This window comes from Polaromonas sp. P3_A5, assembly GCF_056403055.1.
Genome location: NZ_JBFUGF010000001.1, coordinates 82,611 through 100,690, shown reverse-complemented (window position 1 = coordinate 100,690; position 18,080 = coordinate 82,611). Strand labels below are relative to the sequence as shown.

Below are 18,080 nucleotides of genomic sequence, written 5' to 3'. Positions count from 1 at the left end.
GCTACGTTGCACTTCGCTCAGACAATCGCGATCCCTGATCCGCCTGACCCTGCGCTCCTCGGCGCAGACAGAAGGGGCAATCGGGAGCGGGGACTGAAGACAAATACCAACTCCAATACCAACAAGGACACGCCATGGCGTGTCCTTGTTTCTTCAGGTGTTCGGTATTCCTCTCCCACCCCCTTGTGTATGCGCCGAGGAGCGGAGGTCCAGACGGATCAGGGCAAAAACTTGTTTGAGCGAAGCGAGTTGTTTTTGACCCCGGCTGGACCGAGCACCGCAGGTTGCCCGCAGCGAAGCGAAGGGACGCAGGAACCAGGGTCGCCTTTCTTTTGCTTACTTTTCTTTGGCGAAGCAAAGAAAAGTGAGTCGCCTGCCGGGCGACCCCGGCCAACCACCCTCAGCAAAGAACCTCCCCCGTCGGAACAAACAGCGACCCGCCGTCAAGCCCCTCCAGCCAGGAGCGCCGCATTCCCTCCCGCCGCCGTCGTATTCACCGTCACAGCCTGCTCAGCACAAAAGCGATACAGGTAATGCGGTCCACCCGCTTTGGGACCCGTGCCGGACAGACCTTCACCACCAAAGGGTTGCACCCCGACCACCGCACCGATCATGTTGCGGTTCACATAAATATTGCCGACGTGGGCGCTGGCCGCGAGTGCCTGTGCGCGCGAGTCGATGCGGGTCTGGATACCGAGTGTGAGACCGTAGCCCAGCGCGTTGATCTGCTCGATCACGGCCTCCGGCGTGGCCAGCTCGCCACTGCCCCAGCGCACGATCTGCAGTACGGGGCCGAAGATTTCGTCTTTCACTTCGGCCAGGCTGCGCACCTCAAAGGCTGCGGGGGGAATGACATTTGCTATCGAATCAGGAGCTGCTTGCGCCCGTCTCTTATGGCTTACAAGCACTTTTGACGTTGAACCCAGGCGCTGAAGATGCTTCTGGATGTTGTCAAAGGCTTCGCGGTCAATCACCGGACCGACGTCCGTTGCCAGGTCAGCCGTCTCGCCCACGACAAGCTCCTGCGCGGCGCCCTTGATCATCTCGATCACGTGGTCGGCGATGCCTTCATGCACGCACAGCAGGCGCAGCGCCGAGCAACGCTGGCCGGCAGAGCGGAACGCGCTCTGCACCACCGCGTCGGCCACCTGCTCGGGCAGGGCCGTGCTGTCCACCAGCATGGCGTTGATGCCGCCGGTCTCGGCGATCAGCGGGACGATGGGGCCGTCTTTGGCAGCCAGCGCACGGTTGATGATCTTGGCAACCTGGGTGGAGCCGGTGAACACCACGCCGGCCACCTGCGGTGCCGCCACCAGCGCTGCGCCCACGGTTTCGCCGGCGCCGTGCGCCAGTTGCAGCGCCCCTTCGGGCACGCCGGCCTGGTGCAGCAACTTCACCGCCTCCCAGGCCACGCCGGGCGTTTGCTCGGCGGGTTTGGCCATCACGGCGTTGCCGGTGGCCAGCGCTGCCGCGACCTGGCCGGTGAAGATGGCCAGGGGGAAATTCCAGGGGCTGATGCAGACCCAGACGCCTCGTGCCGACAGGCGCAGCTCGTTGGTTTCACCGGTGGGGCCAGGCAGCGCGACTGGCTGCATGATGCGCTCGGCCTCATTGGCGTAGTAGCGCAGGAAGTCCACCGCCTCGCGCACTTCAGACACCGCATCGCCCCAGGTCTTGAAAGCCTCTTTCACCAGCAATGCGCAGAACTTCGGCATCTGCTGCTCCATCGCGGCGGCGGCACGGCGCAGGATGGCGGCACGCTCGGCAACGGGCACTTTGCTCCATTTTTGATAGCTGCTTGCGCCCGTCACTATTGCCCTGGTGGCCGATTTGACATCAAACTCTGGCACGACGGGCACCGGCGTGGTGGCCAACGCGGCCAGCAGCGGTGCGCGCATGCTCTCGACCGTGAGGTCCAGCCCCAGGCTGTTGGGTCGGCCCCGGCCGTACAGCGCGGGTGGCAGCGACAGCGACGATTCGGGCTCCAGCCGCATCGGTGAGGTCAGCAGCTCGCCCATGCCGACCGACTCGTCGGCCAGCTGGTGCACAAAGGACGAGTTGGCGCCGTTCTCCAGCAGGCGGCGCACCAGGTAAGCCAGCAGGTCGCGGTGGGCGCCCACGGGCGCGTACACGCGGCAGCTGATCAGCGGGTTCTTCAGCACCTCGCGGAACACGCCCTCACCCATGCCGTGCAGACGCTGCAGCTCGAAGGGAACTGCGTTGCGGGATGCCATCTGCAAAATCGCCGCGATAGTCGCCGCGTTGTGGCCGGCAAACTGCGGGTAGATCGCATCCGGCGCGGCCAGCAGGGCCTGCGCGCAGGCGAGGTACGACACATCGGTGTGGTGCTTGTGCGTGAACACCGGGTAGTGCGGCAGGCCCATCTCCTGTGCGCGCTTGATTTCCGAATCCCAGTAGGCTCCTTTAACCAGCCGGCACATCAGGCGCAGCCGGTATTTGCGGGCAATGGCAGCGATGTGCTCGATCAGCTCCAGAGCGCGGGTCTGGTAGGCCTGCATGGCCAGGCCAAAGCCCTGCCACTGAGGGTGGTGCTGGGCCACCAGCGCGGCCAAAGCCTCAAACACATCCAGCGACAGCTCCAGCCTGTCGACCTCTTCGGCGTCGATGGTGAGGTTGATATTGGCCCGGGCTGACAGCTCGCACAGCCCCCAGACGCGCGGCACCAGCTCGGCCATCACGCGTTCGCGCTGGGCATCTTCGTAGCGCGGGTGCAGCGCGCTGAGCTTGATGGATATACCGTCGTTTTGCTCGGTAGCGCCCACCGGACGAGCGCCAGCAGCTATTGATTTGATAGCGCCCGTGTAACTGGCGAGATAGCGCAACGCGTCGGCATCGGTACGCGCACCCTCGCCCAGCATGTCGTAGCTGAAACGCAGGTTGGGAATTTTTTTGCGGCTGTCATCGGCCTCGGCCATCGCATCGGCAATGGTTTGCCCGAGCACAAACTGCCGGCCGAGCAGTTGCACGGCACGCAAGGTCGCCGCCACCACCGTGCGCGCGCCCAGCTTGCTCATGATGTGGGGTTGGCCGCCTTCCGGCAGGAATTTCTTGGACATGGCGATGGCCGAGGCCGACAGCCGTGCCATCACTCCATCGCCAGCGCTGTCGAAATCAGCGCGGCCGAGCTGGTCAGCCGTCAGGGCAATCGCGGTTTCGGCGTCCGGCACACGCAGCAAAGCTTCGGCCAGCCGCATCAGGGCCAAGCCCTCCGCGCTGGAGATCGGGTATTCCTTGAGCAGGCTTTCCATGGCCCAGAACGGCGGCGGGTTGTCACGCACGGCTTGCACCCAGGGCTGGGCGGAGTGCGCCGCCGCCGCCCAGTCGAGCGCCCCGGCCAGGCGCTGCAGGTGCGCGGCCACGATGTCGGCTTCGGGGCGGTACGGGAAGGGCAGGCGCGGAGATGCAGGTTTCAAGTGATTCATGGAGGTTTTCACGGTAAATGGCGGTTATTCAGTCAATACGATGATGTTCTGTTGAATGTTGCTGAATTTCCCGCTAAATTTACGAATTTCACCGAATAATTCACTACGCATGTTTGAAGCCTCACCCGAAATTGACCGCATTGACCTGAAAATCCTGAATGTCCTGCAGCAGGACGGCCGGATTTCCAACCTCAAGCTCGCCGAGAGCGTGGCTCTGTCGCCCACGGCCGTGCTGGCCCGCGTGCAGCGTTTGAGCCGGGACGGCTACATCCTGGGTTACGAAGCCCTGCTCAACCCCCTCAAGCTGGGCGCCGGCATGATGGTGTTTGTCGAAGTGCTGCTGGACCGCACCACGCCCAATGTGTTTGAAGCCTTCAAGGCGGCGGTGCAGGTTCACCCTGAAATTTCCGAATGCCACATGGTGGCCGGCGGCTTTGACTACCTGCTCAAAACCCGCATGGCCGACATGGTGGCCTACCGCTCTTTTGCCGGCACCGTGCTGTGGCAGCTGCCGGGTGTGCGCGAAACCCGCACTTACGCGGTGATGGAAGAGGTGAAAAATACCACCCGGCTGGCGCTGGGGGTCTAGGCCGGGCATCTGCTGCCCGCCTGAAAAGGCCGCGTTAGCGGCACTTTTCTCACGGATTCCCGCTCAAATCCAGCCGCACCCGGACTAACCGCGTTGCCAAGCCGTGCGCATTGGACTACCTTGCAGTGCACATATGCAAGAAGTTGCATATGCAGATGGTGAAAAAACCATCACCACGAAAAAAACGGAGGACCCTGATGAAAAACAAGCCATGGTGGCGTTTGGGCGTGTTGGTGGGGGTGCTTGTCGCCGCAGCGGCGCAGTCGGCGGAAATCGGCGTGACGGATACCGAAATACGCGTCGGGCAATTCGCCGCCCAGACCGGCCCCGCCGCCGAGCTGGGCAAGCGCATGCAACTGGGCATATTGGCGCACTTCAATGCCGTCAACGCCGCCGGCGGCATCAACGGCCGCACCCTCAAACTGGTTTCGCGGGACGACGGTTATGAACCTGAAAAGGCCGCTGCCGCGGTCAAGGCCCTGATCGAAGAAGACAAGGTGTTCGCGCTGATCGGTTCGGTCGGCACACCCACCACCCTGGCTGCGGTGCCGGCCATCAATGCGGCAGGCATCCCGCTGGTGGGGCCGTTCACCGGCGCGCAGGGCCTGCGCGAGCCTTTCAACCGGAACCTGTTCCACGTGCGCGCCAGTTACTTTGACGAGACCGAGCGCATCGTGCAGCACCTGAGCACCGTCGGCATCACCAAAATCGCGGTCTTCTACCAGAACGACTCTTACGGCAAGGCCGGGCTGGAAGGCGTGATGCGGGCGCTGACCCGGCGCAACCTCAAGCCGGCTGCCAGCGTCACGGTTGAGCGCAACAGCGTGGATGTTGCCGCACCGCTGGCAGAAATACTCAAGGTCACGCCCGAGGCCGTGATCCAGATCAGCGCCTATAGGTCCTGCGCCGCGCTGATCCGGCAGGCACGGGCCAAGGCCTACGGCGGCCAGTTTTTCAACGTGAGTTTTGTCGGCTCGAAGGCGCTCGCTGAAGAGTTGGGCGACACCGGGGCGGGCGTGACGATTTCGCAGGTGATGCCCTTCCCTTACACACCCTCATCGGCCATCGTGCGTGAATACCAGCAACGCATGGCAGAGGGTGGCCACAAGGACTTTGACTTCTCCAGCATGGAAGGCTTTCTGGTGGCCAAGGTTTTTACCGAGGGCTTGCGCCGGGCCGCCGGCAAGAACCTGACCCGTGAGAGCCTGGTGACGGCGCTGGAGTCCATGCGGGACTACAACATGGGTGGCTTCACCGTGAATTACGGCCCCCAAAATCACGAGGGCTCCCGCTTCACCGACCTCACCATCATCGGGCGCGGCGGAAAATTCATGCGCTGACGGCACCCGAGCTTGCAAAACGGCCCATGCTGGCAATAATGCGGGCTCATCCCCTGTTTGCCATTCACCAGGAACACCCATGAAGCTTTCTACCCCCTTTCCAGCCGCCCTTGCTGTTGTCACGCTGGCCCTGTCCGCCGGGGTTTCTGCGCAGACCACCAAACCAGGCCTGTGGGAAATGACGAGCAAGATGCAATCAAGCTCCGGCGAGATGGAAAAAGCCATGGCCAACATGGAAAAGCAGCTGGCCAGCATGTCGCCCGAGCAGCGCAAGCAGATGCAGGACATGATGGGCAAACAGGGCATGTCCATGGGGCCCGGCGCCGGCGGTGGCATGAGCATGAAGATGTGCATCACCAAGGAAATGGCCGAGCGCAACGAAATGCCCCAGCAGCAGCAAGGCGACTGCAAAACCACCCAGTCGCCGCGCAGCGGCAACACCATCAAGATTTCTTATGTGTGCACCCAACCGCCCTCCAGCGGCGAAGGTGTGATGACCTTCAACGGCGACACCGCCTACACCATGAAGATGAACACCACGACCACCGTCAAAGGCAAGCCCGAGAAGATGACCATGGATGCTGCAGGCAAATGGCTGTCGGCTGATTGCGGCACGATCAAGCCGATCACTCCACCGAAGAAATAACCGAGGGAGATCTCTTCACCAGCAGGGGCCGAGGAACCGGCTTTGCCGGGCCTCAGGCGCAGCGGCCCCCTCGGGGGGCAGGGAGCTACACGAAGTGAGCGACCGTGGGGGCCTATCTCTTGCCGAAGATCGCAGTGCCTACGCGCACCATGGTGCTGCCCGAATGGATCGCCGCCTCCAGGTCGGCGGTCATGCCCATTGACAGCGTATCCATGGGTGCAGGCAACGCACCTGAAGCATTGATTTCGTCAAAAATGGCTTTTGTCCGCGCGTGGACAGCGCAAGCAGCTACAAAATCGATAGCAGGCTCCGGTATTGCCATCAAGCCGCGCAAGGTGAGGTTCGGCAGCTGCACAACCGCCTGCGCCAGCGCCAGGACATCCTCAGGCGCCACGCCCGACTTGTTGGCGCCGTCATCCACGTTGACCTGCAGGCAGATCTGGAGCGGCGGCAAACCGGGCGGCCGCTGCTCGCTCAGCCGCTGGGCGATTTTTAGGCGATCGACCGACTGCACCCAGTCAAAATGCTCAGCCACGAGACGGGTCTTGTTGCTCTGAACCGGGCCGATGCAATGCCACTCCAGCGCAATCGCAGCGCCCTGAGCCTCAGCGCCTTGCCAGGCGCGGAGGGCGACAATTTTCTCCACGCCCTCGGTGATGTAGTTCTCGCCGAAGGCGCGCTGCCCATCCGACGCGGCGTCGATCACGGCGTCCGCACCGAAGGTTTTGGAGACCGCCAGCAGCCGTACGCTCGCCGGATTGCGCCCGGCAGCTACGCAGGCCGTGGTTATCCGGTCACGGACAAGCTGGAGATTGCGCACAATCGTGGTCATAATCGAACTGTAAACTTAGTTTGAAAACCATTTTCAAAGGGTCCCGGGATGGATATCACGCAGTTGCTGGCTTTTAGCGTCAAGAACAAGGCGTCTGACTTGCATTTGTCGGCAGGCTTGCCGCCCATGATCCGGGTTCACGGCGACGTGCGGCGCATCAACATCGATCCGCTGGACCACAAGCAGGTGCATTCCATGGTGTATGACATCATGAACGACACCCAGCGCAAAACCTACGAAGAGTTCCTGGAGGTCGACTTCTCGTTCGAAATCGACGGACTGGCGCGCTTTCGCGTCAATGCCTTCAACCAGAATCGCGGCGCCGGTGCGGTGCTGCGGACCATTCCATCCAAAATCCTGACACTGGAACAGCTCAACGCCCCCAAGATTTTTGGCGACCTGGCCATGAAACCGCGGGGCATGGTGCTGGTCACCGGCCCCACCGGCTCGGGCAAATCGACCACACTGGCCGCCATGGTCAACTACCTGAACGAAAACGAGTACGGCCACATCCTGACGGTGGAAGACCCGATCGAATTCGTGCACGAATCCAAAAAATGCCTGATCAACCAGCGTGAGGTTGGCCCACACACCCTGAGCTTTAACGCCGCGCTGAAGTCGGCCCTGCGGGAAGATCCGGACGCCATCCTGGTGGGTGAAATGCGTGACCTGGAAACCATCCGGCTGGCTATGTCGGCCGCAGAAACGGGCCACCTGGTCTTCGGCACGCTGCATACTTCCAGCGCCGCGAAAACCATTGACCGGATCATCGACGTGTTTCCGGCCGAGGAAAAGGAAATGATCCGCTCCATGCTGTCCGAGTCATTGCAGGCCGTGATCTCGCAAACGTTGTGCAAAACCAAAGACGGTGCGGGCCGCGTGGCTGCACACGAAATCATGCTGGGCACCAGCGCCATCCGCAATTTGATCCGCGAGGCCAAGGTCGCCCAGATGTATTCATCCATCCAGACCGGCAACAGTGTGGGCATGCAGACGCTCGACCAGAACCTGACCGAACTGGTGAAGCGCAATGTGATTTCTGCTGCCGAAGCCCGCGGCAAGGCAAAAATCCCGGAAAACTTCCCCGGCTAGAAGCTATGGCCCCCACGCTTGTCACTTCGAGCCTACGGCGCGCTGCCCCTTTCCTTACGTACGGGGCCGCTGCGCCTGCGGCCCGGCAAAGCCGGTTCCGCGGCCCCTGCTTGATTGAAGAGAGAACCACCGTCACCGATCCTGCCGAGTTTCCGGCAACGACAGAGTTTGTTTGAAAGGAGTCGCAAATGGAACGCGACCAGGCCAGTAAATTCATCAATGATCTGCTGAAACTCATGGTCAGCCGTAATGGCAGTGACCTGTTCATCACAGGCGACTTCCCACCGGCCATGAAAGTCGACGGCAAGGTGACCAAGGTGTCGCCGCAGCCGCTGAACGCCGGCCACACGCTCGCCCTTGCCCGTTCCATCATGAACGACAAGCAGGCCGCCGAATTCGAACGCACCAAGGAATGCAATTTCGCCATCTCGCCGCCCGGCGTGGGGCGCTTTCGCGTCAATGCTTTCATCCAGCAGGGCAAGGTCGGCATGGTAATGCGGACGATTCCCGCCGTGCTGCCCACCATCGACGGGCTGGGTGTGCCCCAGGTGCTCAAGGAAGTGGTGATGAGCAAGCGCGGCCTGACCATTTTGGTGGGCTCTACCGGTTCGGGTAAATCCACCACGCTGGCGGCCATGGTCGACTGGCGCAACGAACAGTCGTTCGGCCACATCATCACGATTGAAGACCCGGTGGAATTTGTCCATGCGCACAAGAACTGCGTGATCACGCAACGTGAAGTGGGCCTGGACACCGACAGCTGGGAAGCGGCCCTGAAAAACACGCTGCGCCAGGCGCCCGACGTGATCCTGATGGGCGAGATCCGCGATCGCGAAACCATGGAACACGCCATCGCGTTCGCGGAAACCGGCCACCTGTGCCTGGCCACCCTGCATGCCAACAGCGCCAACCAGGCGCTGGACCGCGTGATCAACTTTTTCCCCGAAGAGCGCCGCACCCAGTTGCTGATGGACCTCTCGCTCAACCTGAAGGCCATGATTTCACAGCGGCTGGTGCCCAAGCAGGACGGCAAGGGTCGTTTTGCGGCGGTGGAGGTCATGCTCAACTCGCCGCTGATCTCCGATCTGATCTTCAAGGGCGAAGTCTCCGAAATCAAGGAGATCATGAAAAAGAGCCGCAACCTGGGCATGCAGACTTTCGACCAGGCGCTGTACGACGCCTTCGAGAGCCACTTCATCACCTACGAAGACGCCTTGCGCAACGCCGACTCGGTGAACGACCTGCGCTTGCAGATCAAGCTCAACTCGCAGCGTGCCAAGTCCGTCGACCTGGCTGCAGGCACGGAAAACTTCGCTATCGTCTAAGCCGCTGAACTGCCGGCGTCGTTCCGGCCAAGGGCTGAGTTCGAAGGGCTAAAGGCCGCGAAGCAGACCTGAAGGTAATCGATAGTGGCCCGGATTTTGGGAGCCCGATGGCGTTCGGCCAGAATCACCGCATCAATAGAATAGACATCGCTCACCGTGTGCCGGGCCAGCACCGGCTTTAACCGGCCTTGCGCCACCAGCTCGCGGCCGATAACGTCGTTGATCCGGGCAATGCCGGCTCCCGCCAAGGCAAGTGAAACCACCGCAGCGCTGCTATTGACGCGCAACTGCCCCTGCACCGTGAGCGGGGTGACGACCGCGTTTTCTTCGAAGGTCCATTGATTGTGGGTAATCGAAGTGGTATTTGATATCAGGCTGTGCAATTGAAGATCTGCCGGCGCACGCGGAACGCCATGCTTCTTGAGATACACAGGTGAGGCGTACAAAGCACGCCCATGGCTTCCAAGATTACGGGCAATGGCCGTCTGCGCAGGTGCAACACCCGCCCTCACGACGATATCCATCGCCTCATCGGCCATGCTGACAAGGCGATCATCCAGATGCAGGTCCAGCTTCAATTCCGGGTGCAAGGCCCGCAGCTTGCCCAGCCGGGGAATCAGTACATATTCAGCAAGAATCTGGCTGATGCTCAAACGGACCGTTCCCACCACTGAGCGGCTTCGGCTGGCGAAGCTGTTTTGCAATTGCCTGTGTTCGGCAAGGATGCGCTGGGCGTATTCAAGGAAGACCTCACCTTCGTCAGTGAGAGAGAGGCTGTGAGTGGTCCGGTGCATCAGCCGCAGGCCGCATTGAGCCTCCATGCGCGCGAGCGCCCGCGACATATGGCTGGCCGCAACGTTGCGTTCCCTCGCTACTGTCGAGAGCGACTGGGCAGATGCAAGCTGCGCAAACAGCGAGAAGTCGTCAAGGCTGAGGTTTTTCATGCTTGTGCAGATTTGACACAAGCATTATGCATTCGGGGGGATTTCCAGCGGGCGCCGTCATGGGCACAGTTCACTTCGCGCGGACATGTTGTGCCGTCGCTCTTCAAAGGATTTTTATGCCCATCTCCATCCAGCTATCGCAGGGACTTTTAACGCCGGCCGGCGAGCGCGAGGTTTTCTCCAGAGTTGCAGACGCCTTGCTGCAGGTACACGGCCTCAGCGGAAACACCTTCATGACTCCCGCAGTCATCGGGCATGTCGACATTTACCCTGAAGAGCACAGCTATGCCGGCGGCAAACCCCAGTCGCTTGCGGTCATAGAGGTTAAGGTCCCTTCTGTCACCTTCCCCGATCAGTCGGTGAAAGACAACTTCGTCAAGGCGGCAACAGACATCATTGACGAACTCAAGGCGGGAAAACACCCGAGAGAGCGCACCTTTGTCAACGTGACCTATGCGGTGGAGGGTGCTTGGGGAATTGCCGGCAAAGCCTATACCAACGCCGACCTGGGAATGGCCATTGGAGCTGCCGCAGGCTAGGCAAGCGCGGGAACTGACCACTGCCCACATTCACCTCCGTCGCCCGCACAGCGCACCAACCGATTAATCCAAAAGGAAACTTCATGCCTCTCGTACGAATTGACCTTCCTGACACCACGCCGGACGAAGAGCTTTCGGCCGTGTCGAGCCTTGTGCACCAAGCCCTGGTAGACACGTTCAATGTGCCGGAGCCGGATCGCTTCCAGACGCTCACGCGTCATACACCGCGCCAACTCATTTGCTCCGAAGAATTCCTTGGGGTCACGCACTCCGCCCACGTGGTTTTTATTCAAATATTTTGTGCCCCCGGTCGATCGCCGGACATGAAGAAGGCGCTCTTCTGGGAAATCGGAAAACAAATCTCGTCGAATTGCAGCTTTAGTGCGGCCGACGTCATCATCAATCTGGTTGAGACGTCGCGTGAGAACTGGTCTTTTGGAAACGGCATGATGCAATTCAGTTAATAAATGGGGCAGGACAGTCTGTTTTGCATACCCCCCCAACGCGCTGAGATGCGTCATGAATGTGAAGCTGCTCCTTCATGGGAAAACAGGGAGGTTCACGGGGCAAAGCGCGCAATCAAGCCATAATCATTGCTACCCAAACCCCCTTGCCCGACGGGCCTCAAGAGATTTAACTGTGTCATCAATTCACCCCAAAACCTACGAAACTTCCGATTCACGTACTGTCGCCTTCCTGGGCCTCGGTGTCATGGGCTTCCCGATGGCCGGGCACCTGGCGCTGGCGGGCCATGACGTCACGGTCTACAACCGCAGCGCCGCCAAGGCTGCCTCCTGGACGAGCGAGTTCAAGGGCCGTGCAGCCGCCACGCCGCGCGAGGCGGCTGCAGGTGCAGACGTCATTTTCTGTTGCGTGGGCAACGATGCCGACCTGCGCAGCGTGGTACTGGGTAACGATGGAGCGCTGGCCGGCATGAAACCGGGCGCCATCTTCGTGGACCACACCACGGCCTCGGCCGATGTGGCGCGTGAACTCTCCGCGGCGGCCTCCAAGATCGGCTTGCACTTCATAGATGCGCCCGTCTCGGGTGGCCAGGCAGGTGCGCAAAATGGCGCGCTTACAGTGATGTGCGGCGGAGACACCGCAGCATTTGATGCCGCGAAACCAGTGGGCATGGCTTTTTCAAAAGCCTTCACGCTGATGGGCCCAAGCGGCGCGGGGCAACTTACCAAGATGGTCAACCAGATTTGCATTGCCGGCCTGGTACAGGGCCTGAGCGAAGCGGTGGCGTTTGGCCAGAAGGCCGGTCTGGATGTGAACCAGGTCCTGGACGTGATTGGCAAAGGCGCAGCGCAAAGCTGGCAGCTCGACAACCGCGGCAAAACCATGGTGGCCGACAAGTTTGACTTCGGGTTTGCCGTGGACTGGATGCGCAAGGATCTGGGCCTGGTACTGGACGAAGCCAAGCGCAATGGTGCGCGCCTGCCCGTGACGGCCCTGGTCGACCAGTTTTATGCCGACGTGCAGGCCATGGGCGGCCAGCGCTGGGACACATCGAGCCTGATCAAGCGCCTGAAATAAAGACTGGGCCGAACCCGACAAAAGCGGACGAAAAGCAGAACGATAGTGCTGGCGAGGCCAGCACTGCCAGCCCCTAACTTCAACTCCCGGCGGGTTTGGCGCCGGCGGGCGGCTCTACGGGTTTTGACGGCAGCATGCGTGCCAGCTCTTCCTCGCTGATGATTTCAAACATGCGGATGACTTTTTGCACGCCCGGGGTGGAACGGACCACTTCGGTGGCGCGATCCGCTTCGCGCTGTGTCACACGTCCCATCAGGTAGGTCGTACCGCGCTCGGTCACCACCTTGAAGGCGTTCAACGACAAGTCACGGGCATCCACCAGCATCGCCTTGACACGGCCGGTGACGAGGGTGTCGGACGAGCGCTGTGTCAGGGTGGCGTTGCCCATCACGGCCAGTTCATTGACCACCGAGGTCACATTCTCCACACGCGAAACGATCTGCTCGACCAGCTGCTTGTCTTGCGCGCTGGGCACTTCACCCGTCAGCAACACCTGGCGGTTGTAGCTGGTCAAGTTGACATGCACACGGTCGCCCACGTTGCTGCGAATCCGGCTGGCCGCCCGCAATTCAATGCCCTCGTCTTCCAGCTGCGCACCCGACGTGCGGCGGTCGGTGGCAACAAGCGCCCCCCCGGCCATGCCGCCTACCACCAGAGGAAAGCAGGCTGTCAGGGCACTGCCAAGCAATACCGACGTACCAATGGCCAGAGCGAGTCGTTTCAACGGGGCATATGTCATACAGAGGTCTCCTGATCGCCAAGTAACTGGGTGTCCACACCATCGCAAATGCAATGGAGGACAAGAAGGTGCACTTCCTGGATACGCGCGGTCCGCTCATGCGGCACGCAGATATGCACATCGGTTTCGCGCAGGGCATGGGTCATCTTGCCGCCCCCGCGCCCCGTCAGCGCCACCACGGTCATCTCGCGCTCATGGGCGGCTTCGATGGCGGCCAGCACATTGGCCGAATTGCCGCTGGTGCTGATGGCCAGCAATACGTCGCCGGCGCCGCCCAGGGCACGCACCTGCTTCGAGAAGATGACCGTGAAGTCGTAGTCGTTGGCAATGGCGGTGAGGATGGAGCTGTCGGTCGTCAGCGCAATCGCACCCAACTCGGGCCGCTCGCGCTCATAGCGCCCCACAAACTCCGCAGCGAAGTGCTGGGCATCCGCTGCCGAGCCACCATTGCCGCAGGCCAGGACTTTGCCGCCACTGGTGACGCTGGCCAGGATGGCCTGCACTGCGGCCGCAATCGGTTTGGACAGGACCTGTGCCGCCTGGTATTTCAGGTCGGCGCTGTCAATGAACTGCTGTTCGATACGTTGTTCAAGCATGGGGTCAATGATAGCGGGTCGGACTGCGCCGCCGGCCCCGGAGGGGTTTGCGCAGGCTGGCAATGGATGGTTACAAATTCCGCCATCCATTCCCGGCGCTCAGGACGCGTCGAAAGCTCCGGGCAGCCATTCAATGTCAGGAGCCGCCCCGTCATCCTGCGGCCCGTTGACCAGGACCACGTCGAATCGACAAGGCGGTGGGCTGCCGAAACGCATGAGATAGTGCCTCGCGGCAAAGATGATTCGCTGTTGCTTGGCGGGGCTGATGCTGGCGCCGGCGCCGCCGTGTGAGACGCCGGTGCGCTGGCGCACTTCCACAAACACCAAGGTACCGTCGGGTGCGCGCATGACCAGGTCGATCTCGCCGCCACCGCGGCCCGGCGTCCGATAATTGGTATCGACCAACACCAGTCCGGCCTTGGCAAGGTAGGCGCGCGCGGCAGCTTCCGCAGCATCACCCCTCGACTTGGTGGTAACCTGCCCGGGCGAGGCTGGGGCCTGAAGGGCCGTCGCTTTTGACGCCGTCCCGGCAACCTGTTTTCTGGAAAACCACATTGAACGCTTCCTTCGACCTGGCACTGAATGCGGCACGCGCCGCAGCAGGCATGCAGCATTATCCGGAAAGTGCGCTCTATGTGGTGGCGACCCCGATCGGGAACCTGGCCGATATCAGCCTGCGCGCCCTGCAAGTACTGCAACTGGTAGACGCCATAGCCTGCGAGGACAAGCGGCATTCGCAGCCCCTGCTACGGCAGTACGGCATCGACAAGCCCCTGCTGGCGGTGCACGAACACAATGAAGCAGAGGCCGCAGGCCTGGTGATCGAACGCCTGCAGCGGGGTGAGCGCGTGGCCTATATCAGCGACGCCGGCACGCCGGCCGTGAGCGATCCCGGCGCCCGCCTGGTCGCCGCCGTTCGTGCCGCTGGCCTGGCCATCATGCCCCTGCCGGGTGCCAGCAGCGTCACCGCGGTGCTCAGCGTGGCCGGGCTGAGCAGCCCGGGCGGTGACACCGGGTTCGTATTCGCCGGTTTTCTGCCGAGCAAGGCCGGTGAACGCGACCAGGCCATCCAGCAGCTGCAAACCGATACCCGGGCCATCGTGATTCTGGAAGCGCCGCACCGCATCGAGGCGCTTGCGAAAGCACTGGCGGTGCTGCAAGCCCGCCTGGTCACCGTTGGCCGTGAGCTGACCAAGCAATTCGAGGAAATTGCGACCGTGCCGGCGCAGGATTTTTCCGGCTGGCTGGCTGCTGGCGCCCAGCGTACGCGCGGTGAATTTGCACTGGTACTGCATCCTTGCGCCGCTGCCGACAGCCCTGAGGATGGCACACGGGTGTTGCAGTTGTTGCTGGCGGAGTTGCCGCTCAAGACTGCTGTAAAAGTCGCGGCAGAAATCACCGGCGTGGGGCGCAACGAGCTCTATGACACCGCACTCAAGCTGAAAAAAGAATGAACCCCAACGCCGACGAACTCTGGCGCGCCCCACGCTGGACGCTTGCCGCCTTGTTGGCTGTGCTCGGGATGCTCGGGCCGTTTTCCATCGACACCTACATTCCCGCCTTTTCCGGCATGGCGCAGTCGCTGGGAGCATCACCGGTAGAAATGCAGCAGACGCTGTCGGCCTACCTGTTCGGTTTTGCTTTCATGAACCTGTTTCACGGCGCGCTGGCCGACAGTTTTGGCCGCAGGCCGGTGGTGTTGTGGGGAATCGCGCTATTCACTCTGGCGTCGGCCGGTTGCGCGCTGTCGCAAAGCATCGGGCAACTGGTTTTTTTCCGGGCCATGCAGGGCTTGTCGACAGGTGCGGGCATTGTGGTGTCGCGCGCCGTCATACGCGACATGTACCCGCCGGCTCAGGCCCAACAGGTCATGAGCCAGGTCACCATCTATTTCGGAGTGGCCCCAGCCCTGGCGCCCATTGTCGGTGGCTGGCTTTTTGTGCATCTGGGCTGGCACAGCATCTTCTGGTTTCTGACGGGAGTGGGTGTGATCCTGTGGGCTACCAACTTCCGGTTCTTGCCCGAGACACTTCCACCGCTGGAACGCCAGCCGTTTGAAGTCAGGCACCTGATGCGGGGCTACTGGCAGTTGGGTTCCAGTCCCCGCTTTTTATTGCTGGCGCTGGCCAGCGGCGTGCCATTCAACGGCATGTTTTTGTATGTACTGTCAGCGCCCGCTTTTTTGGGGGAACACCTGGCACTGCAGCCTACCGAATTTTTCTGGTTTTTCATCCTGACAATCTCCGGCATCATGTCCGGCGCGTGGCTGAGCGGCCGCCTGGCAGGAAAGATTGCCCCCAAGCAGCAAATACGGCACGGCTTTGTCATCATGCTGGTCACCTCGGTGCTTAACCTGATTGCCAACATGCTGTTCGCCCCGCATGCTTCGTGGTCCCTCTTTCCGATCGCAGTGTTTGCATTCGGCTGGGCGCTGATGGTGCCGGTCGTCACGCTGCTGGTGCTGGACCTTTATCCTGAACGGCGCGGCATGGCTTCTTCCCTTCAGGCCTTCGTGGGCTCAACCGCCAACGGCATTGTTGCCGGTGTCATCGCCCCGCTCGCAATGCACTCCACCCGGGCATTGGCGGCAGTCTCGCTCGGGATGATGTGCATCGGGTTGGTTGCCTGGGTGTATCTGCATCACCGGTGGCCGGATATCGGCCGCTCCGCAACACCCGACTAGCGTGCAATACGCCCATCAGCGATCATTGACTCGCATGGGAAATTCCATGCCTTGCCCGATGCGCTGCACCACGTTGTTGCCGTCCAGGTAAGCCCAGAAAAACATGGGTTGATCGCTGTCTCGCCAGCGGTAAGTCATGATGTCGCCGGACCATGACGCTACACGGTCAATCTTTGCCGGCCGGCCAAATTCGCGTTCCATATCCGAGCGCGTCCACTTGCCCGGCTGGACTCTTGAGAACTCTGCTGGCGTCAGAACCTCGCGGACGCCGATGACCCTGCCGGCGGCATCCAGATCTACCATCGTGGCGAACTGACCAAGCGGCTGGCCCGAATACTGCAGCCGGGTTCCCGCATCCAGCGGCACCACCCGGGACGGCGTTCCGCGAAGCGCGATGACGTTCTCACGGGTCATGCCGGGCTTTATCGCTGTCAACGCGCAGCCGGCGGCACACAGCGCCGCGACAACAAGACCGGAAACTAATTTAAATACCCTCACGGTTACTCCTGCCTGAAATTGAATTGATCACAAGACTTGGGACTCCATCCCGGCCAGAATGTTCCCCGTGTGTGGCACCGTGGCCTCTGCTTTAAAGTTGTGCCCAACTGATCGTCACTACGCGGGCCGAATCACGGATTGTTGCATCATGCCGCACCCACTGAGGACGCCCGGACTGCCGCTGTCATTGTTTCTGGTATCCATGGTGCAGGGCAACGGCTCGAAGCCGGGATTCAACGGATTGGACTAGGCCCCAAGCAAACTCGCCGACTCATTTTGTACTGAGCCCGCCTGGGGGCCGAGATGTTTGGTGTCCATGTACCCGCACGCACTCAGGCTTTGTGCTGCCGCGCAAATATTTTGGCCAGATCCAGGAAATTCTTTTCGGCCGGCGAGTTGCTGTCTTCCCGGCTCACCAGCGTGATAGGCGCCACCAGCGCGGGCCTGGCATTGGTGATACGGCAGTACACCACGCTCTCACGGTGAAAATCCTTCATGGATGCGGGAACCACGGAAACGCCCGCGCCCGCCGCGACCAGGCTGATATTGGTCAGCATGCGCTCCACCTCCGAGGCGATCCTGAGCGTGAAGCCCGCCTGTTCACAGGCTTCGATCAGATCCGAATACATGCCTGGTGCGCCGTGTCTGCGCACCAGAATGAACTGCTCATCAGCCAGGGATTTCAGATCAATGACCGGCATCTTGCCCTTGGCGGCGCCCGCCACCAGCGCATGGCCCACCGGCAGAATCAGCAGCATCTCTTCTTCGAGCAAGGAAAAAAAACTCACACCGCGCGGATGGCTGACGGGCGTACGCAGAATCGCGATATTGACCTTGCCCCTGTCTATGCCCTCGGTTAATTCCGCCGCATTGGCTTCCCTGAGGTCCAGGTGCACATCGGGATAGGCGCCGCGATAGGCCCGGATGATCCCCGGAATCAAAGGATGAGCCGCGGCAGAGCTGGTAAAGCCTATGGCCAGCGTGCCTTCAAAGCCCTGTGCGGCGCGCGCGGCGCGTGCCGCGCCCTGCTCGACGCCGCGCAGGATGGCCTGGGCTTCCTGCAAAAACACCGCGCCACCGGCCGTCAGCGCCGCGCCTTTGGGGTGGCGGCGGAACAATTCGAAGCCCAGCTCCTCTTCCAGCAGCCGGATCTGGTGGCTCAAGGGCGGCTGCTGCATATTCAACCGCTCGGCGGCGCGCGTGAAATGCTGCTCCTCGGCAACCATCAGGAAGTAGCGCAGATGTCTCAGCTCCATGGTGTCAGCCCATCTT

Annotated in this window: 18 protein-coding genes; 10 read left to right on the top strand and 8 right to left on the bottom strand. The window is 61.5% G+C overall.

The annotated features are described in order from the left end of the window. Positions 1-443: 443 nt before the first annotated feature. A complete protein-coding gene (locus AC1DU8_RS00550; RefSeq protein ID WP_457281548.1) occupies positions 444-3,443 on the bottom strand; it encodes an L-glutamate gamma-semialdehyde dehydrogenase in 3,000 nt (999 codons plus the stop codon). Positions 3,444-3,552: 109 nt separating this feature from the next. Between AC1DU8_RS00550 and AC1DU8_RS00545 the strand changes: the two genes are divergently transcribed. The 3 genes from AC1DU8_RS00545 (at position 3,553) to AC1DU8_RS00535 (ending at position 6,018) form a co-directional block, all read left to right on the top strand. Continuing rightward, the gene (locus tag AC1DU8_RS00545; protein ID WP_457281549.1) at positions 3,553-4,032 is read left to right on the top strand and encodes an Lrp/AsnC ligand binding domain-containing protein; all 480 of its coding nucleotides are present in this window, start codon (positions 3,553-3,555) and stop codon (positions 4,030-4,032) included. A 197-nt stretch (positions 4,033-4,229) separates the two neighbouring features. After that, positions 4,230-5,372, top strand: a complete 1,143-nt coding sequence (locus AC1DU8_RS00540) for an ABC transporter substrate-binding protein (protein ID WP_457281550.1) — start codon at positions 4,230-4,232, stop codon at positions 5,370-5,372. A gap of 79 nt (positions 5,373-5,451) precedes the next feature. Then, complete coding sequence (locus AC1DU8_RS00535) at positions 5,452-6,018, top strand: DUF3617 domain-containing protein (protein ID WP_457281551.1); 567 nt, start codon at positions 5,452-5,454, stop codon at positions 6,016-6,018. Between the two features lie 112 nt (positions 6,019-6,130). Here the strand turns inward: AC1DU8_RS00535 and AC1DU8_RS00530 are convergent, their stop codons facing one another. Then, on the bottom strand, positions 6,131-6,850 hold the full coding sequence (locus AC1DU8_RS00530) for a YggS family pyridoxal phosphate-dependent enzyme (protein WP_477726341.1): 720 nt from the start codon (positions 6,848-6,850) through the stop codon (positions 6,131-6,133). A 48-nt stretch (positions 6,851-6,898) separates the two neighbouring features. Here AC1DU8_RS00530 and AC1DU8_RS00525 point away from each other — a divergent pair, with 48 nt between their 5' ends. Then, on the top strand, positions 6,899-7,942 hold the full coding sequence (locus AC1DU8_RS00525) for a type IV pilus twitching motility protein PilT (protein ID WP_457281553.1): 1,044 nt from the start codon (positions 6,899-6,901) through the stop codon (positions 7,940-7,942). 188 nt (positions 7,943-8,130) lie between these two features. Further along, the gene (locus AC1DU8_RS00520) at positions 8,131-9,267 is read left to right on the top strand and encodes a PilT/PilU family type 4a pilus ATPase (protein ID WP_457281554.1); all 1,137 of its coding nucleotides are present in this window, start codon (positions 8,131-8,133) and stop codon (positions 9,265-9,267) included. Here AC1DU8_RS00520 and AC1DU8_RS00515 read toward each other — a convergent pair. Beyond that, positions 9,264-10,211, bottom strand: a complete 948-nt coding sequence (locus AC1DU8_RS00515) for a LysR family transcriptional regulator (RefSeq protein ID WP_477726340.1) — start codon at positions 10,209-10,211, stop codon at positions 9,264-9,266. The genes AC1DU8_RS00520 and AC1DU8_RS00515 overlap by 4 nt on opposite strands. 116 nt (positions 10,212-10,327) lie before the next feature. Here AC1DU8_RS00515 and AC1DU8_RS00510 point away from each other — a divergent pair, with 116 nt between their 5' ends. From AC1DU8_RS00510 to AC1DU8_RS00500, 3 genes are all read left to right on the top strand, one after another. Further along, complete coding sequence (locus AC1DU8_RS00510) at positions 10,328-10,750, top strand: 4-oxalocrotonate tautomerase (protein ID WP_457281556.1); 423 nt, start codon at positions 10,328-10,330, stop codon at positions 10,748-10,750. 83 nt (positions 10,751-10,833) lie between these two features. Further along, positions 10,834-11,214, top strand: coding sequence for a tautomerase family protein (locus AC1DU8_RS00505; RefSeq protein WP_457281557.1), 381 nt, complete (start codon positions 10,834-10,836; stop codon positions 11,212-11,214). Positions 11,215-11,389: 175 nt separating this feature from the next. Further along, the gene (locus AC1DU8_RS00500; RefSeq protein WP_457281558.1) at positions 11,390-12,292 is read left to right on the top strand and encodes an NAD(P)-dependent oxidoreductase; all 903 of its coding nucleotides are present in this window, start codon (positions 11,390-11,392) and stop codon (positions 12,290-12,292) included. Positions 12,293-12,371: 79 nt separating this feature from the next. Here AC1DU8_RS00500 and AC1DU8_RS00495 read toward each other — a convergent pair whose 3' ends face one another. The 3 genes from AC1DU8_RS00495 to AC1DU8_RS00485 form a co-directional block, all read right to left on the bottom strand. Beyond that, entirely contained in the window at positions 12,372-13,031 is a 660-nt protein-coding gene (locus AC1DU8_RS00495; RefSeq protein WP_477726339.1) for a BON domain-containing protein, read from the bottom strand. Continuing rightward, positions 13,028-13,627, bottom strand: a complete 600-nt coding sequence (locus AC1DU8_RS00490; protein ID WP_431098788.1) for a phosphoheptose isomerase — start codon at positions 13,625-13,627, stop codon at positions 13,028-13,030. The genes AC1DU8_RS00495 and AC1DU8_RS00490 overlap by 4 nt, the downstream gene beginning before the upstream one ends. 99 nt (positions 13,628-13,726) lie before the next feature. After that, entirely contained in the window at positions 13,727-14,182 is a 456-nt protein-coding gene (locus AC1DU8_RS00485) for a YraN family protein (RefSeq protein WP_457281560.1), read from the bottom strand. Between the two features lie 50 nt (positions 14,183-14,232). Here AC1DU8_RS00485 and rsmI point away from each other — a divergent pair, with 50 nt between their 5' ends. Next, on the top strand, positions 14,233-15,081 hold the full coding sequence (rsmI, locus tag AC1DU8_RS00480; RefSeq protein WP_477727024.1) for a 16S rRNA (cytidine(1402)-2'-O)-methyltransferase: 849 nt from the start codon (positions 14,233-14,235) through the stop codon (positions 15,079-15,081). Next, positions 15,078-16,310: a multidrug effflux MFS transporter gene (locus AC1DU8_RS00475; protein WP_457281561.1), complete on the top strand. Its 1,233-nt coding sequence runs from the start codon at positions 15,078-15,080 to the stop codon at positions 16,308-16,310. The genes rsmI and AC1DU8_RS00475 overlap by 4 nt, the downstream gene beginning before the upstream one ends. A 15-nt stretch (positions 16,311-16,325) precedes the next feature. On the opposite strand, the gene AC1DU8_RS00470 is transcribed toward AC1DU8_RS00475, so the two are convergent. After that, complete coding sequence (locus AC1DU8_RS00470) at positions 16,326-16,724, bottom strand: hypothetical protein (protein ID WP_457306447.1); 399 nt, start codon at positions 16,722-16,724, stop codon at positions 16,326-16,328. Between the two features lie 416 nt (positions 16,725-17,140). Continuing rightward, positions 17,141-18,064 (bottom strand): LysR substrate-binding domain-containing protein, encoded by a 924-nt coding sequence (locus AC1DU8_RS00465; protein WP_457281563.1) that lies wholly within the window; start codon positions 18,062-18,064, stop codon positions 17,141-17,143. Between the last annotated feature and the right edge of the window lie 16 nt (positions 18,065-18,080).

Excerpts from the sequence above, each read along its gene's own strand:
- AC1DU8_RS00495 (WP_477726339.1), bottom strand. The coding sequence starts at position 13,031 with ATGACATATGCCCCGTTGAAACGACTCGCTCTGGCCATTGGTACGTCG.
- AC1DU8_RS00475 (WP_457281561.1), top strand. The coding sequence starts at position 15,078 with ATGAACCCCAACGCCGACGAACTCTGGCGCGCCCCACGCTGGACGCTT.
- AC1DU8_RS00550 (WP_457281548.1), bottom strand. The coding sequence starts at position 3,443 with ATGAATCACTTGAAACCTGCATCTCCGCGCCTGCCCTTCCCGTACCGC.
- AC1DU8_RS00470 (WP_457306447.1), bottom strand. The coding sequence starts at position 16,724 with ATGACCCGTGAGAACGTCATCGCGCTTCGCGGAACGCCGTCCCGGGTG.
- AC1DU8_RS00510 (WP_457281556.1), top strand. The coding sequence starts at position 10,328 with ATGCCCATCTCCATCCAGCTATCGCAGGGACTTTTAACGCCGGCCGGC.
- AC1DU8_RS00505 (WP_457281557.1), top strand. The coding sequence starts at position 10,834 with ATGCCTCTCGTACGAATTGACCTTCCTGACACCACGCCGGACGAAGAG.
- AC1DU8_RS00515 (WP_477726340.1), bottom strand. The coding sequence starts at position 10,211 with ATGAAAAACCTCAGCCTTGACGACTTCTCGCTGTTTGCGCAGCTTGCA.
- rsmI (WP_477727024.1), top strand. The coding sequence starts at position 14,233 with ATGCAGCATTATCCGGAAAGTGCGCTCTATGTGGTGGCGACCCCGATC.
- AC1DU8_RS00490 (WP_431098788.1), bottom strand. The coding sequence starts at position 13,627 with ATGCTTGAACAACGTATCGAACAGCAGTTCATTGACAGCGCCGACCTG.
- AC1DU8_RS00465 (WP_457281563.1), bottom strand. The coding sequence starts at position 18,064 with ATGGAGCTGAGACATCTGCGCTACTTCCTGATGGTTGCCGAGGAGCAG.
- AC1DU8_RS00535 (WP_457281551.1), top strand. The coding sequence starts at position 5,452 with ATGAAGCTTTCTACCCCCTTTCCAGCCGCCCTTGCTGTTGTCACGCTG.
- AC1DU8_RS00485 (WP_457281560.1), bottom strand. The coding sequence starts at position 14,182 with ATGTGGTTTTCCAGAAAACAGGTTGCCGGGACGGCGTCAAAAGCGACG.
- AC1DU8_RS00520 (WP_457281554.1), top strand. The coding sequence starts at position 8,131 with ATGGAACGCGACCAGGCCAGTAAATTCATCAATGATCTGCTGAAACTC.
- AC1DU8_RS00540 (WP_457281550.1), top strand. The coding sequence starts at position 4,230 with ATGAAAAACAAGCCATGGTGGCGTTTGGGCGTGTTGGTGGGGGTGCTT.
- AC1DU8_RS00530 (WP_477726341.1), bottom strand. The coding sequence starts at position 6,850 with ATGACCACGATTGTGCGCAATCTCCAGCTTGTCCGTGACCGGATAACC.
- AC1DU8_RS00545 (WP_457281549.1), top strand. The coding sequence starts at position 3,553 with ATGTTTGAAGCCTCACCCGAAATTGACCGCATTGACCTGAAAATCCTG.
- AC1DU8_RS00525 (WP_457281553.1), top strand. The coding sequence starts at position 6,899 with ATGGATATCACGCAGTTGCTGGCTTTTAGCGTCAAGAACAAGGCGTCT.